The following is a 14,402-nucleotide window of genomic DNA, read 5'->3' as shown; positions in this document are numbered from 1 at the left end:
ACGTTACAGTTGCGCAGCTATGGCTGCCCCGGCAACGGCGGAGGAGATCCGCGACGTCAACACCCGGTACCACGACGACGCGGCGGCGACGTACGACGCCAAGTGGGGGATCGACTTCGGCCCGGTCGGCTACGACCAGGTCGCCGGGAAGCTGCGCAAGCTCCTCGGGCCTGAGCCGTGGGGCGTGTCCGACGCGCTGGAGATCGGCGCGGGCACGGGCTACTTCAGCCTCAACCTCGCGCTCGCCGGGGCGGTCGACACGGTCACCTGCACCGACATCTCGCCGGGGATGCTCAAGGTGCTGGAGGGGAACGCGGAGCGGCTGGGCATCCCGGTCACGACCGCGGCCTGCGACGCCGCCGAGCTGCCGTTCGAGGACGCCTCGTTCGACCTTGTGCTCGGCCACGCGGTCCTCCACCACCTGCCCGACCTCGACGCGGCGTTCCGCGAGTTCCGCCGCGTGCTGCGGCCCGGCGGGCGGATCGTGTTCGCGGGGGAGCCCTCGCGCGTGGGCGACAAGATCGCGGCGTGGCCCAAGCGCGCGGCGTGGAAGGCCTCGCCGGTCTGGCGCCGCCTGATGGGCGCGTCCGAGGCCGAGCACAAGGGCCAGCACGGCGACGCCGACCCCGAGCTGGAGACGATGGTCGACGTCCACGCGTTCGTGCCCGACGACCTCGCGCACGCGGCGATCGCGGCGGGCTTCGACGACGTGGACGTGCGCGGCGAGGAGCTGCTGGCGAACTGGTTCGGGTGGGCCAACCGCACGCTCGAGTCCACGGCCGACCCGGACGAGGTCCCGTGGCTGTGGAAGCAGTACGCCTTCCGCGGCTACCTCGCACTGCAGGCCGTCGACCGCGCGGTGCTCGAGGGTCGCCTGCCGCCGGCGATCTTCTACAACCTCATGGTCGCCGCCCGGCGGCCCTAGCGCCGCCGGTCGCCCGCGGACCCGCCGAGCCGCGCGCGGATGCGCTTGGCGCCCTTGGTGCACGTGACGGTGTAGGTGCCGTTCGGGTTCTTGTAGGTGCAGCGGAAGCCCTCGGCGCGGCCGGGGCTCGCGTTGACCTTGGTCAGGATGCGGCGCGCCTGGCGGCACGTGACGTCCTTCGTGGTGAGCGTGAACACGCCGTTGGAGATCGTGATCGTGCCGCAGCGCTTGGTCTGCGCGTGGGCGGGCGCGGCGGCGGGTGCGAGCAGCACGATGGCCGCGAGCGCGGCGGCGGGAACGAGGCGGGTCGACATCGTCCCGCGTCCTTCCCCCGTGGCGCCGTTCCATGCGGTCAACCGCGCGCGGCCTCGACCAGCTCGTCGATGCGCGCGCCGGTGAGCGTCCCGACGTGCCGGACGAGCCCCGCGCCGCTCGGGTCGAGGAGGTAGGTCGACGCACCTCGTGCGCGGCGATCGCGGACAGCCACGCGCCCGGCTCTCCGCGCGCGGGGTCGAACCGGCCGCAGGCCAGCAGCGCGGCGGCGAAGCACTCGTCCGCGTCCCCGGCGGCCAGCAGCGCCGCGTCGCTCCGTCGAGCCTCGACCATCACCCACCCACTTGCCACGAGCGGGCCGTCGTGTGACCGCGAACCGCATGCCGCATCGCAAACGGATCTTTGCAAACATGTCTTTGCGATGCCCGACGACGAGCGCGTCTACCGACTCGAGGACCCCGAGGCCCTCCGCGCCCTCGCGCACCCGCTGCGCGGCCGGCTGCTCGTCGCCCTGCGCCTCGACGGCCCGGCGACGGCCTCCGCGCTCGGGCGGCGCTTCGGTGAGTCCAGCGGCGCGACGAGCTACCACCTGCGCGTCCTCGCCCGGTACGGGTTCGTCGAGGACGACCCCGACCGCCCGCGCGGGCGCGAGCGCTGGTGGCGCGCCGCGCACGACCTCACGACGTGGGAGCCCGAGACGCTGACCGGCGGCGACCCCGCGACCGCCGAGGCCGGGCGCCAGTTCCTCGCCCGCGTCGCACGCGACCACGCCCGCGACTTCGCCCGGTTCCTCGACGAGCTCGACACGTGGCCGGACCGCTGGCAGCAGGCGACGAACGTCAGCGACCGGTACCTGCGGCTCACGCCCGACCGCCTCCGCGCGCTGACCGCGGAGCTGGACGCGGTGATCGCCCGCTACGCCGACGAGGCGCCGGCCCCCGAGGACGACGCCGAGCGCGTGGTCGTCATCTTCCAGGCCTTCCCACAGCGACCCGACCGCGCGCCGTGACGCTCGAGCGCCGCTTCGTCCTGCTCTCGGCGCTGCGCTGGCTCCCGCTCGGCGTCGTCCTCCCGCTCCTCGTCCTCGTCCCGACGGCGCGCGGGCTGGACCTGGCGGAGATCGGGCTCGTCACCGCCACCCACGGCATCGTCGCGGTCGTGCTGGAGGTGCCGAGCGGCGCGCTGGCCGACACGATCGGGCGGCGCCGGACGCTGATCGCGGGCGGCCTGCTCACCGTCGCGGCGCTGGCCGTCTTCGCGTTCGCGGTCTCGCTGCCGGCGTTCGTCGTGGCCGAGGGCACGCTCGCCGCCGGCCGCGCGCTGATCTCGGGCGCGCTGGAGGCCTGGTTCGTCGACGCGCTCCGCGCCGGGGACGCCGATGCGCCGCTCGGCCCCGCGCTTTCCCGCTCCAGCGCCGCCAGCGCGCTCGCTCTGGCGCTGGGCTCGCTGGCGGGCGGCGCCCTCCCGCTGCTCCCGCTCGGCCTCGACGCCCACGGCGCCGCAACCGCGCTCGTCTACACCCCGGCCGTGCTCGTCGCCGCCGGCTGCGCGGCGCTGTTCGTCGTCGTGACGGGCGTGCTGGTGAGCGAGCCGCCGCGCCCCGCGGCGGCCGCCCAGGCGAGCCCTGGCCCCCGCGCCGCGCTCGCCCGCGTCGCCCGCTCCGCCGCCACGGCGGTCCGCGCCAGCCAGGCCGTCCGCGTCCTGGCGGGCGTCTCGGCGGTGCTCGGCCTCGTGTTCGGGACGGTCGAGATGCTGTGGCAGCCCCGGCTCGGCGACCTGCTGGACGGGGCGGCGGACGACACGTGGCTCTTCGGCCTGCTCTCCGCCGCCGCCCTCGGCGCGGCGGCCGCGGGCGCGATCGCCGTCCCGCGTGCGACGCGCCGCCTCGGGAGCCCGCGCCACGCCTACGCCGCCGCCGTGCTCCTGGGCGCGCTCGTCCTCACCGGCCTGGCGCTGGCGGCGGGCCCGGCCGCGTTCGCGCTCGCGTACGTCGCGGCCTACGGCGTCGTCGGCGCGTACGAGCCGCTCCACAACGAGCTGCTCCACGAGGCCGTGCCGTCCCAGGTCCGCGCCACGCTCGTCAGCGTCGACGCGCTGGCCGCGCAGCTCGGGCTGGTCGCCGGCGGCCTCACGCTCGCCCCGCTGGCGCAGGCGCACGGCGTCCCGGCCGCGTGGCTCGTCGGCGCGGGCGTCCTGGCGGCCTGCACGGCGCTGGTCCTGCGGCTGCCGCGCGCCCCGGCCGAGGCCGCTGTGACCGAAGCCGCCTGACTACGCCGCCGCCTCGCCGCCCGCGCGCAGGAACGCGAGCACGGCCAGCACCCGGCGGTGGTCGTCGTCGGTCGCCGCCAGCCCGAGCTTCCCGAAGATGCTCGACACGTGCTTCTCGACCGCGCCCGGCGTGACGACCATCTGCCGGGCGATCGCCGCGTTCGTGCGCCCCTCGGCCATCAGCGCGAGCGTCTCGCGCTCGCGCGGCGTCAGGTCCGCGAGCTTGTCGTCGCCGCCGGCCTGGCGGTTGTGGACGAGCTCGGCCACGACCTCGCGGTCGAGCGCCGTGCCGCCGCTCGCCACCCGCTCGAGCGCGTCGACGAACGCCCGCACCTCGCCCACGCGCTCCTTGAGCAGGTAGCCGATCCCGCCGCCGCCCGTCGCCAGCAGCTCCGCCGTGTACACCGGCTCGACGTACTGGGAGAGGATCAGGATGCCGAGCCCCGGCTGGCGCTCGCGCGCCGCGATCGCCGCCCGCACCCCCTCGTCGGTGAACGACGGCGGCAGGCGGACGTCGACGATGGCCAGATCGGGCTTGTGGCCGGACACGATCCGCAGCAGCCCGGGGCCGTCCTCGGTCTCCGCGACGACGTCGATGTCCCGCTCGCGCAGCAGGGCGACGATGCCCGCACGCAGCAGCGCGTTGTCCTCCGCGATCACGACCCGCATGGCAGCTCCGCTCTGATCATCGTCCCGCCGCCGGGCGGGATCAGCACCTCCAGCCGGCCGTCCAGGGCCTCAGCCCGGTGGCGCAGCCCCGTCAAGCCGGACCCGTCGGGGTTCGCCCCGCCGGCGCCCGTGTCCGCCACCGTCACCACGAGCGTGTCGTCGCGCTCGTCCAGCTCGACCTTCGCGGGCGCGCCGCCGGCGTGCTTGGACACGTTCGTGAGCGCCTCGGCGACGACGAAGTACGCGGCGCTCTCGACCACGGGCGGCAGCCGCCGCGTCAGCGTGGAGGAGAACTCGACAGGGATCGCCGCGCGCCGCGCCAGCGCCTCGCAGGCGGCCGTGAGCCCGCGGTCCGCGAGCACCGGCGGCGAGATCCCGCGGGCGAGGTCGCGCAGCTCGCCGATCGCGGCGGACGCCTCCTCACGCGCGGCCCGGATGAGCGCCGCGTCCTCCGGGCGGTCCTCCAGCCGCTCCTCCGCGCGCCCGAGCTGCATCGTCAGCGCGACGAGCCGCGCCTGCGCGCCGTCGTGCAGGTCCCGCTCGATCCGCCGCAGCTCCGCCGCCTGCACGTCCAGCGCCCCACGCCGCGTGCGAGTCAGCTCGTCGACGCGCTCGGTCAGCTCGCGCTCGGTGCCCGGGTGGATGCGCGGCCAGAAGATCGTCACGACGCCGTGCGCCGCGAGCGCGACGCTCAGCCCGAACAGCGGCCAGCCGAGCCAGAAGTCGTCGCTGCCGGTGAGCATCCACAGCGCGACGAGGATCGCCACGACGACCGCGGACAGCCCGGCGTGGAGCGCGATCAGCCGCAGCGGCCCGCGCTTGACCCGCCCCGCGACGTGCGCGGCGACGTGGACGGCGATCGGGATGCCGAGCGCGAACCACACCCACACCGGCCAGAAGACGCCGCGCCCGGTGACGTGCCAGACGACCGCGACGGCGAGCGCGATGATCGCCGACAGCGCGACGTGCAGCGCGAGCACCGCGCCCCAGTCCCGCGACGGCGGGGCGGGCTCGGGGTGGACGGCGGGATCGGTGGCGGCGGCCATGCGGATGCGGTGGGCGAGACGGTGCAGCGGGGCGGTGACGACGGCGAAGCGCATGCTGTCAGGTGGAGATGACGATCGGTGCGGGATCACGTGCTGGCAGCATGGTCGGCGCACGCGGCCCCTACCCTGGTGCGCACCGCCGACCGCCCGGCTGCCCACCCCCGGCCGATGCGGGGGCCATCCCCACCGGCGGTCATCAGGCGTCCTGACGCCTTGCGCCAACCATGCCCCACCGCTACAACCGGCACATGCGCGTCTCCTGTCCCGTCGCGGCCTTCGCCGCCGCGACCGCGCTCGTGTCCCTCGCCCTGCCGTCCGCGGCGCTCGCCGACGCGACCACCCCGTGTCGCGAGCCCATCTCCGCCGAGCGGCCCAGCTCGATCGAGACCCGGTTCAACCAGCTCGACCCGTCCCAGGCCGTCCACGACGTGCTCGCCGACGCCCAGGACGCGGGGGTCGAGCTCGACCCCGGTGCCACCTGGAGCGCCGGGGTCTCCCCGGGCCCGCTCACGCCCGACGCCGCCCGCGCGGCGATCGAGCAGCGGATCCGCGCGGTCTTCGGCGCCGACGACGCGGACTTCCTGGTCGCGACGATGCGGATCGTCCCGCAGCCGTACGCCAAGGCGCACCTGCAGAACGTGCAGATGCAGCTCCTGCAGCGGTTCTTCGGGGCGGGCCTGCAGGCGTTCTCGCTGAACACCACCTGCCGCATCACGGTCGTCCTCGGCGCGCCGAACGGCGAGCCTGAGCGGGTCAAGGCTGCGGAGATCGCGGCGCCCTACGGCGACGCGGTCATCGTCACGCTCACGACCAAGCCCGGCCCGACGCCGATCGGCCCGGACGGGAACCCGGCCAAGCCCGACACGGGCGGGCAGGCGTCGACGGCGTCGGGCACCACCGCCCCCACGCTCGCGCCGACCCGTTCGACGGTCTCGCTCTGGAAGGTCGTGCGCATCCCCGTCACCCGCCGGTGCGTGCGCGGGACCACGATCTCCGTCAAGCCGCGCGAGGGCGTGACACGGCTGCAGGCCGGCATCGGCTCGCGGCAGACGTCTGCGTCCGGCGGCAAGGCGCTGCGCCTGCGGCTCCCGGGCGCCGAGACCCAGGTGGCGCTGCGCGCGACGACGGCGGACGGGCGCATCGCGACCCGCACGCTGACCTACCGCCGGTGCTCCGCCCGGCGCTGAGCCGCCAGCGGCAGACGTAGACTCCGCGTCGCACCATGGCCGGCGTCCAGGACGACTTCCCGCTGTTCCCGCTCGGCCTCGTAGCGCTCCCGCACGAGCTCGTCCCGCTCCACATCTTCGAGGAGCGGTACAAGACGATGATCGCCGAGTGCCTCGAGGGGCAGAAGGAGCTGGGCATCGTCTGGCTCGCCGACGACGAGCTCAAGGACGTCGGCTGCGCGGTGGTCGTCGAGGAGGTGCTGGAGCGCCTGCCCGACGGGCGGATGAACATCGTCTGCCGCGGCACGCGCCCCTTCCGCCTGCTCGAGCGCACCGGCCGGCTGCCGTACCCGGCGGGGACGATCGAGTGGCTCGACGACACCGACGAGGTGCTCGACCCGACCGCGGTGGAGGCGTCGCACAACGCCTACGCCGAGCTCGTCGAGGAGGCGACCGACGAGCAGCTCGCGGCCGAGACGCTCGCCGCGATGGACGCGTACGCGATGGCCGCCACGGTCGACTTCGGCCTGGACGCCAAGCAGGGCCTGCTGGAGCTGCGGTCGGAGAACGCGCGGCTGCGGCTCACCGCGCGCCTGTTCCGCGCCGCGATCAAGCGGCTCGCCTTCATCGAGCGCGCGCAGGCCCGCGCGCGCTCGAACGGCAAGGTCCGCTTCGGCTGAGACACCGGCGTGCCCTTTGGTGGCGCGCTTGCACTCCTTCGAGACCGCGCGGCAACGTGCCGACAACGGTCGTGATGAGGCTCTCCACCCCCCGCCTTGTCCCGCCCGCACTGCTCGTCCTGGCCGCCTGGCTGGGAGGGTTCGAGCTGCACAACGCGGGCGCGCTGTCGCTTCCCGAGCCGCTGTTCGGCAAGACGCCGAGCCAGGTCATGCAGCTGCTCGCCACGTCGCTCGTGCTGTGGCGCGCCTTCGCGGGCGCGCGCGGCGAGCGCCTCCCGTGGCTCCTCGCCGGCGTCGGCATGGCGCTGTGGACCTCGGGCGACCTGTACTGGACGTTCGTGCTCTACGACCTGGAGGAGATCCCGATCCCCTCCGCCGCGGACGCGGGCTACCTGCTCGCCGTCCCGTTCTGGTTCGCGGGCCTCGTGCTGCTCGCCCGGGCGCGGCTGGAGAGGGTGCCGCGGACGCTGTGGCTCGACGGGCTGACGGCGGCGCTGGCCGCGGGCGCGGTGAGCGCGGCGGCGGTCGTCGGGCCGGTCGCGGCGGGGACGAGCGGGGGCGTCGCGGAGGTCGCGGTCAACCTCGCGTACCCGATCGGCGACCTCGCGCTGCTGGCGGTGATCGTCGGCACCGTGGCGCTGGCCCGCTGGCGGCTCGATCGCACGTGGCTGCTGCTCGGCGGCGGCGTGATCTCGTTCTGGGCGGCCGACTCGCTCTACCTGGTGACGAACGCGAACGGCACGTACGACGCGGGCTCGTGGTTCGACGCCGGCTGGAACGCGGCGTACCTCCTGTGGGCGTTCGCCGCGTGGTCGCCGCAGGTCCGGGCGGCGCGCGTGGCTGCCGACGGCGACCTGCGCGTCGTCGTGATGCCGCTCCTCTTCGCGTCGGTGTCGCTCGGGCTGCTGAGCGTCGCGTCGCTGAGCGGGATGCACTGGCTCGCGGCGCTGCTGGCGACGTCGTCGCTGCTGGCGGTGTTCGGGCGCCTGATCCTCGCCTACCGCCTCAACACCGACCTGCTGAGCGCCTCGCGCCGGGACGCGCTGACCGACACGCTCACCGGGCTGGGGAACCGGCGCCGGCTCGTGCGCGACCTGGAGACCGCGTGCCGCGAGGCGACGCCGGACCGGCCGCTCGCGCTCGTGCTCTTCGACCTCGACGGCTTCAAGCACTACAACGACACGTACGGGCACCCCGCCGGCGACGCGCTGCTGACCCGGCTCGGGCGTGCGCTCAGCGCCGTGGTCAGCGGGCGCGGTGTCGCGTACCGGATGGGCGGCGACGAGTTCTGCGCGCTGCTGGAGGGCCGCGGCGACGACGCGCAGACGCTCGGCCGGCTCGCCGCGCAGGCGCTCCACGCGCGGGGCGAGGGCTTCACGGTCGGCTGCTCGTTCGGCGTGGTCCGGCTCCCCGCCGAGACGCACGAGCCGGAGGAGGCGCTGCGCACCGCCGACCAGCGGATGTACGCGCACAAGCGCGGCGGGCGGCTGTCGACGCAGCGCCAGTCGACCGACGTGCTGCTCAGCGTGCTCGCCGAGCGGTCGCCGGCGCTGAGCGGCCACACGCGGCAGGTCGCGGACCTCGCGGGCGCGGTGGCGGAGCGGCTCGGCCTCGCGGCGGACCTCGTGCGCGACGTCCGCAGCGCCGCCGAGCTGCACGACGTCGGCAAGGTCGCGATCCCCGACGACATCCTCGAGAAGCCGGGCGCTCTGGACGCGGGCGAGTGGGAGTTCATGCGCCGCCACACGGTGATCGGCGCGCGGATCGTGAGCGCGGCGCCGGCGCTGGACCGCGTGGCGCCGCTGGTGCGCGCGTCGCACGAGCGGTGGGACGGCACCGGCTACCCCGACGGGCTCGCGGGCTCTGACATCCCGCTGGGCGCCCGGATCGTCGCGGTGTGCGACGCCTTCGACGCGATGACGGCCGAGCGCCCGTACTCGCCGCGCGTCACGCCGTCGGCGGCGCTGATGGAGCTGCGCCGCTGCGCGGGGACGCAGTTCGATCCCACGGTCGTCGACGCGTTCTGCGCCGCCTGGCTCGATCAGGCGGGCGTCTCGGCGGTCGCCGTCACCGCCGCGGCCTGACGCCGGCGGCCCGGGAGCCTTCCCGACGCCGCCATCCACGAGCCGAGCAGGATGAGGATCAGGCCCGCGGCGGTGCCCACCGTGAAGGCCTCGTCCATGAACGCGACGCCGTAGAAGACGGAGAAGCCGGGCGCGATGTACGCGACCACGGCGGCGCGAGTCGGGCCGACCTGCGCGTTGAGCATGTAGAAGACGAGGAACGCGGCGCCGGTGCCGCCCGCGCCGAGGACGAACATCGCGGCCCAGACGCCGAGGTCGGGCGACTCGGAGGGCGCGCCGAACGGGACTGTCGGCAGCATCCAGAGGGCGGAGAGGCCGATGATCGTGCCGGCCACGCCGACCGGCGGGACGTCCGCGCACTTGGCCTTGGCGATGAAGCCGGCGACCGCGTAGCCGAGGCCCGCGAGGAGGATGCCCGCGCCGCCGAGGACGGCCTCGGAGTCGCCCTGCAGGTCGACGCCGAACAGCAGCCCGACCCCGACGATGCCGACCGCGATGCCCGCGAGCGCGACGCCCTTGAGCGCCTCGGTCCGCACGACGGTGAGCCCGATCAGCGCCGCCCAGATCGGGGCGCTGGCGACGAGGATGCCGGCGAGCGAGCTCGGCACGTGGTGCTCGCCCCACGTGATCAGGAGGAACGGCCCGACGATCTGGATTACCGAGATCAGCGCGAGCCACCCGAACCGCCGCTTGACCGCCGGCACGGCGCCGGCGCGGATCAGCACCGGCAGCAGGATGGCCCCGCCGAGCAGCGTCCGCGCGAACACGATGAACGTGTCGCTCAGGCCGCCGTCGATGGCAACCTTGATGAGCGCGTACGACGCGCCCCACAGCGCGGCCAGCGCGCCCATCAGGATCCAGGCCCTCTTCGTCACCACCTGAGGGTGGCAGCCCGTGCGCGCGCGAGCCACAGCGATGTGCGATGGCACGTATTAGCGTTCGAGACCGCAGGACTCCTGCGCCACCGCGCGCGTGAAGGCGAGCAGGCGCGCGAGGGCGGGGTCGCGCGCGGCGGACGCGTCGGCGAAGCGGATCTCGCCCTTGTCGTTGAAGACGCGGAGCGTGAGCTGGGCGCCGGACGGCGTCGGGAGGCGCGTGCCGCGCTCGAGGAGCGGCTCGAGGTCGCGGGCCAGCTCGCGCGCGTCGAGGAGCTTGTCGTTGGCGAGCGGGCGCTCGGCGCCGTTGCACTCGACGGTGTTGCCGTCGCCGACCACGAGGTCGAGCTGGGCGTCCGGCAGCTGCCCGTCGCGCTCGACGACGAAGAGGTCCGCCGACGGCGTCCCGCAGCCGGCCGCGGCGACCGCCGCGAGGAGCGCCGCGGCCGCCCGCCTCATGCCAGGACCACCGCGCCGCCGCGGCGCGGGTCCCCCGCCCCGGTCACCGCGCCGGTCACGGGGTCGTGCTCGACCGCCTGGGCGCCGCCGAAGAAGATGTTCAGGTCGCGGAACTGCACGATCTCGTCGCGGCCCGCGGCGCGCAGCTCCTCCACCGGCACGCCGGGCTCCGCGTACACGACGCCGTCCTCGTAATGGACGCGCGGCGCGACGACTGCCTCGCGCGCCGCCAGGCCGTGGTCGACGACCCCGACGACCGTCTGGAGGATCGCGCTGCGGATGCGGTTCGAGCCCGCCGAGCCGAGCGCCAGCTCGACCTCGCCGTCGCGCGTCACGACGGTCGGGGCCATCATCGACGGCATCCGCGTCCCCGGTGCGGCGCGGTGGAAGCCGAGCGGCGAGAGGTCCTCCTCGCCCATGATGTTGTTGAGGTGCACGCCGGTGCCGGGGACGACGACGCCCGCGCCTTCGCCGTTCGTGCAGGTGACGCTCGCCGCCCGGCCCTCGGCGTCCAGGACCGCGATGTGGGTGGTGGAGCCCAGCCGCGACGCGACGAACCGCTGCGCGAACGCCGCGTCGGCCAGGCCGGTCGTGAACTCGGGCGTGCGCTCCTCCTGCGCGGCCTGCATCGCGTCGACGATCGCGGTGAGCGACGGCGGGCCGGGCTCGCGGTCGAGCTGCGCGAGCGCCAGCGCGAGCAGGACGCCGCCGGCGTTCGGCGGCGGGTTCGTCGCGACGTCGCGGCCCCGGTAGGTCACCGACAGCGGCTCGCGCGCGACCGGCGCGTACGTCGCGAGGTCCTCCATCGTCAGCGTCCCGCCGCGCTCGCTCACCCAGTCGTGGAGCATCCGCGCGACCGCGCCGGTGTAGAACGGCGCGGCGCCCTCCTCGCCCAGCAGCTCGATCGCCTCGGCCAGCTCCTCGGAGCGGAACACGTCGCCCTCGCGCAGCACGTGGGTGCCGTCGTGGGTGAAGACCTCCCGCGCTTCGGGCGTCGACACGAGGATCCCGTCGAGGAGGTCGAAGATCCACGCCTGCTGGCGGTTCATCGGGACCCCACGGCGGGCCAGCTCGGCCGCCGGGCGCGCCAGCTCGCGCAGCGGGACGGTCCCCCACCGGCGGGCCGCCTCCGCGATCCCCGCCGGGTTGCCCGGCACGCCGACCGCAGCCGGGCCGACGTTGAAGGTCTGCAGCGCGTCGCCGAAGTCGACCTCGACCGGGAGCAGCGGGCAGCGCAGGTCCGGGTCGGCGCCCTTGCCGGGCGCGGACACGAAGAAGTCGAGCAGCGTCGGGGTCTCACCCGCGCCGGCCACCAGCAGGTAGCCGCCGGCACCGGGGCCGGTGAGGAGCGGCTCGCACACCCACGACGTGAGCATCGCGGCGAGCGCGGCGTCGACCGCGTTACCGCCCTCCCGCAGCACGCGCGCTCCGGCTTCCGCCGTCAGCGGATGTCCTGCGGCGACGACCCCTCGCATCACGGCCGAGCAGTATCGCGTGCGGGCGGGCCGAAGCCCACCCGCACCGCGAAAGGCCTACCTGCGCGGCAGGAACTCCGGCACATCGAGCTCCAGGTCGCGCGTGCGCGTGGAGCCGGACGGCGCCGGCGGCGTGCGGCGCTGGACGCGCGGCTCGCCCTTGGGCTCCTCGAACGTCGCCCGGCGGCCTGTCGTCTCGGCCGCGGCGGCGGGGCGCTGCCGGTCGCCCTCGTAGCCGGTCGCCACGACGGTGATCCAGCAGACGTCGTCCGCGAGCTTCTCGTCGACCATCGCGCCGAAGATGATGTTCGCCTCCGGGTGCGCGGCCTCCGCGACCGCCTTGGCGGCCTCGGACACCTCGAACAGCGACAGGTCGCGGCCGCCGGTGATCGACAGCAGGATCTTGCGCGCGCCCTCCATCGACGTCTCGAGCAGCGGCGACGAGACCGCCTGCTCGGCCGCCTCGAGCGCCCGCTTGTCGCCGGTGCCCATGCCGATGCCGAGAAGGGCGTTGCCCGCGTCGGTCATGATCGTCCGCACGTCGGCGAAGTCGAGGTTGATCAGGCCCGGCAGCGTGACCAGGTCGGAGATGCCCTGGACGCCCTGACGGAGCACGTCGTCGGCGACGCGGAACGCCTCGACCATCGACGTGTTCTTGTCGAGCACCGACAGGAGCCGGTTGTTCGGCACCACGATGAGCGTGTCGACCTCGTCGGCGAGCGCCTCGATGCCGCGGTCGGCCTGCTGCTTGCGGCGGTTGCCCTCGAAGCCGAACGGCTTCGTGACGATGCCGACGGTCAGCGCACCGAGCTCCTTGGCGATGCGGGCCACGACCGGCGCCGCGCCGGTGCCGGTGCCGCCGCCCGCGCCCGCGGTGATGAAGACCATGTCGCTGCCCTTGAGCAGCGCCTTGATCTTGTCGAACTCGTCCATCGCGGCACCGCGGCCGAGATCCGGGTTCGACCCCGCGCCCAGGCCCCGCGTCAGGTCGCGCCCGATGTGGAGCGTGACGTCCGCGGTGGACTGCTGGAGCGACTGCATGTCGGTGTTGATCGCGAGGAACTCGATCCCCTCGATGCCCGCCTCGACCATCCGGTTGACCGCGTTGACGCCGGCGCCACCGACGCCGACGACGCGCAGCACGGGCTTGCCGACCGGCGCGGCCTGCCCGAAGGCGGGCGCGGCGGAGCGCTGGAACGGGTCGCTCTCGTAGATCGGCGAGGTCGACGGCGGCTCGTACGCGGGCGACAGCGAGGCCGGCGCCGGGGGCGCGGGCTCGCGCGCCGGCTCCGGGCGGACGGTCTGCGCGGGCACGTGCGGCTCCGGCGAGAACTCCGGGGTGTCCGGAGCCTGCGGCGGGGTCGGCGGCTGCATGACGTTGTCGGGGAGGTCGGAGCTGAACGCGTGGCGCAGCCGGTCCTGCGGGGACGGGATCGGCTTCGCGGGCTCGGGCTCGGGCTCCGGCGGCGGCGAGGCGAGCGACGGGTGCGGCCGGCCCACCGTCGGCGTCTCCGCGCTCGGCTCAGGCCGCGCTTCCTCCACGGGAGGCTGCGGCTGCTCCGCGCGCGGCTGCTCGGGCTGCGGCTGCTGCTGCTCGTCGTTCACCTTCGCGGCCTCCTGCTGCTCCTCCGGCACGTCCGTGCGACGGAAGAGCGACGCCAGCGGGCCTTCACGCATGCTCGCACGGTCACCTCTCCTAGCCATGTGCGAGGACCTCCTTCGCCAGCTGGCGGTAGGACTCGGCGGCGAGGCCGTCCGGGTCGTACTTGAGCACCGACATCCCCTTCACGGGCGCTTCCGCGAAGCGGATGGTCTTCTTGATGCGCGACGCGAACACCCGGTCGCCGAAGTTCTCCTCGAGGATCTCGATCGCCTCCTTGGCGTGCAGCGTCCGGCTGTCCACCAGGGTCGGGAGGATCCCCTCGATCTGGACGTCGGGGTTCAGGTTCTCCTTGATCATCTCCAGCGTGTTCTGGAGCTGGATCAAACCGCGCATGGACAGATACTCGCATTGCACGGGGACGATCACCTTGTCCGCGGCCGTCAGGGCGTTGATCGTGAGCAGCCCGAGGCTCGGCGGGGTGTCGATGCAGATGAAGTCGTAGTCGTGCTCGATCGCGCGGAAGGCCTTCTGCAGCGAGCGCTCACGACCGATCTGGGCGGACATCGCGATCTCGGCGCCCGCGAGGTCGATCGACGCGCACGCGATGTCGACCTCCCGCTTGCGGATGGCCTGCCGGATGTCGGTGTGGTGGACGAGGACGTCGTACATCGAGATCTCGACGGCATCGGGGTCGATGCCCTGGGACATGGTCAGGTTGCCCTGGGGATCCATGTCCACACACAGGACCCTGTGTCCCTTCTCGGCGAAGGCCGCCGCGAGGTTCAGCGTCGTCGTCGTCTTCGCCACGCCTCCCTTCTGGTTGGCGAACGCGATCACCTTGGCCTTCTCGTCCATGGGTGGCGTGTTCGCGCGCGATGC

The 14,402-nt window shown here is 74.5% G+C and carries 15 protein-coding genes; 6 read left to right on the top strand and 9 right to left on the bottom strand.

What is annotated here, in order from left to right; all coding sequences use genetic code 11:
• Positions 1–19: 19 nt before the first annotated feature.
• Positions 20–925 carry a class I SAM-dependent methyltransferase gene (locus tag AC1UE5_RS10935; RefSeq protein ID WP_482923072.1) on the top strand — a complete coding sequence of 302 codons (906 nt, stop codon included), beginning with the start codon at positions 20–22 and terminating at the stop codon, positions 923–925.
• Here AC1UE5_RS10935 and AC1UE5_RS10930 read toward each other — a convergent pair.
• Both AC1UE5_RS10930 and AC1UE5_RS10925 read right to left on the bottom strand, forming a co-directional pair.
• On the bottom strand, positions 922–1,239 hold the full coding sequence (locus AC1UE5_RS10930) for a hypothetical protein (protein ID WP_482923070.1): 318 nt from the start codon (positions 1,237–1,239) through the stop codon (positions 922–924). The two genes, AC1UE5_RS10935 and AC1UE5_RS10930, sit on opposite strands and share 4 nt — an antisense overlap.
• Before the next feature lie 38 nt (positions 1,240–1,277).
• A complete protein-coding gene (locus AC1UE5_RS10925; RefSeq protein ID WP_482923068.1) occupies positions 1,278–1,412 on the bottom strand; it encodes a VOC family protein in 135 nt (44 codons plus the stop codon).
• 207 nt (positions 1,413–1,619) lie between these two features.
• Between AC1UE5_RS10925 and AC1UE5_RS10920 the strand changes: the two genes are divergently transcribed.
• Together AC1UE5_RS10920 and AC1UE5_RS10915 are read left to right on the top strand one after the other, a co-directional pair.
• Positions 1,620–2,207 carry an ArsR/SmtB family transcription factor gene (locus tag AC1UE5_RS10920; RefSeq protein ID WP_482923066.1) on the top strand — a complete coding sequence of 196 codons (588 nt, stop codon included), beginning with the start codon at positions 1,620–1,622 and terminating at the stop codon, positions 2,205–2,207.
• Positions 2,204–3,466, top strand: coding sequence for an MFS transporter (locus AC1UE5_RS10915; protein ID WP_482923064.1), 1,263 nt, complete (start codon positions 2,204–2,206; stop codon positions 3,464–3,466). The genes AC1UE5_RS10920 and AC1UE5_RS10915 overlap by 4 nt, the downstream gene beginning before the upstream one ends.
• Here AC1UE5_RS10915 and AC1UE5_RS10910 read toward each other — a convergent pair whose 3' ends face one another.
• Positions 3,467–4,135, bottom strand: coding sequence for a response regulator transcription factor (locus tag AC1UE5_RS10910; protein ID WP_482923062.1), 669 nt, complete (start codon positions 4,133–4,135; stop codon positions 3,467–3,469).
• On the bottom strand, positions 4,123–5,235 hold the full coding sequence (locus tag AC1UE5_RS10905; protein ID WP_482923060.1) for a sensor histidine kinase: 1,113 nt from the start codon (positions 5,233–5,235) through the stop codon (positions 4,123–4,125). Before AC1UE5_RS10905 ends, AC1UE5_RS10910 begins: the two co-directional genes overlap by 13 nt.
• A gap of 194 nt (positions 5,236–5,429) precedes the next feature.
• Here AC1UE5_RS10905 and AC1UE5_RS10900 point away from each other — a divergent pair, with 194 nt between their 5' ends.
• The 3 genes from AC1UE5_RS10900 to AC1UE5_RS10890 all read left to right on the top strand — a co-directional run bounded on the left by AC1UE5_RS10900 (position 5,430) and on the right by AC1UE5_RS10890 (position 9,111).
• Positions 5,430–6,368 (top strand): hypothetical protein, encoded by a 939-nt coding sequence (locus AC1UE5_RS10900; RefSeq protein WP_482923058.1) that lies wholly within the window; start codon positions 5,430–5,432, stop codon positions 6,366–6,368.
• A 35-nt stretch (positions 6,369–6,403) separates the two neighbouring features.
• A complete protein-coding gene (locus tag AC1UE5_RS10895; RefSeq protein ID WP_482923056.1) occupies positions 6,404–7,027 on the top strand; it encodes an LON peptidase substrate-binding domain-containing protein in 624 nt (207 codons plus the stop codon).
• 74 nt (positions 7,028–7,101) lie between these two features.
• Positions 7,102–9,111 carry an HD domain-containing phosphohydrolase gene (locus AC1UE5_RS10890; RefSeq protein WP_482923054.1) on the top strand — a complete coding sequence of 670 codons (2,010 nt, stop codon included), beginning with the start codon at positions 7,102–7,104 and terminating at the stop codon, positions 9,109–9,111.
• Here the strand turns inward: AC1UE5_RS10890 and AC1UE5_RS10885 are convergent.
• The 5 genes from AC1UE5_RS10885 to AC1UE5_RS10865 form a co-directional block, all read right to left on the bottom strand.
• The gene (locus tag AC1UE5_RS10885; protein ID WP_482923052.1) at positions 9,069–9,986 is read right to left on the bottom strand and encodes a DMT family transporter; all 918 of its coding nucleotides are present in this window, start codon (positions 9,984–9,986) and stop codon (positions 9,069–9,071) included. The genes AC1UE5_RS10890 and AC1UE5_RS10885 overlap by 43 nt on opposite strands.
• Positions 9,987–10,043: 57 nt before the next feature.
• Entirely contained in the window at positions 10,044–10,445 is a 402-nt protein-coding gene (locus tag AC1UE5_RS10880) for a hypothetical protein (protein WP_482923050.1), read from the bottom strand.
• On the bottom strand, positions 10,442–11,920 hold the full coding sequence (locus AC1UE5_RS10875) for a gamma-glutamyltransferase family protein (protein ID WP_482923048.1): 1,479 nt from the start codon (positions 11,918–11,920) through the stop codon (positions 10,442–10,444). Before AC1UE5_RS10875 ends, AC1UE5_RS10880 begins: the two co-directional genes overlap by 4 nt.
• A 57-nt stretch (positions 11,921–11,977) precedes the next feature.
• Positions 11,978–13,063, bottom strand: coding sequence for a cell division protein FtsZ (ftsZ, locus tag AC1UE5_RS10870; RefSeq protein WP_482923314.1), 1,086 nt, complete (start codon positions 13,061–13,063; stop codon positions 11,978–11,980).
• A gap of 553 nt (positions 13,064–13,616) precedes the next feature.
• A complete protein-coding gene (locus tag AC1UE5_RS10865; RefSeq protein WP_482923046.1) occupies positions 13,617–14,378 on the bottom strand; it encodes a ParA family protein in 762 nt (253 codons plus the stop codon).
• Between the last annotated feature and the right edge of the window lie 24 nt (positions 14,379–14,402).

The organism is Parviterribacter multiflagellatus (assembly GCF_056863265.1).
Note: the sequence above shows the minus strand (reverse complement) of the source record. Positions and strands in the feature narration are given on the sequence as shown.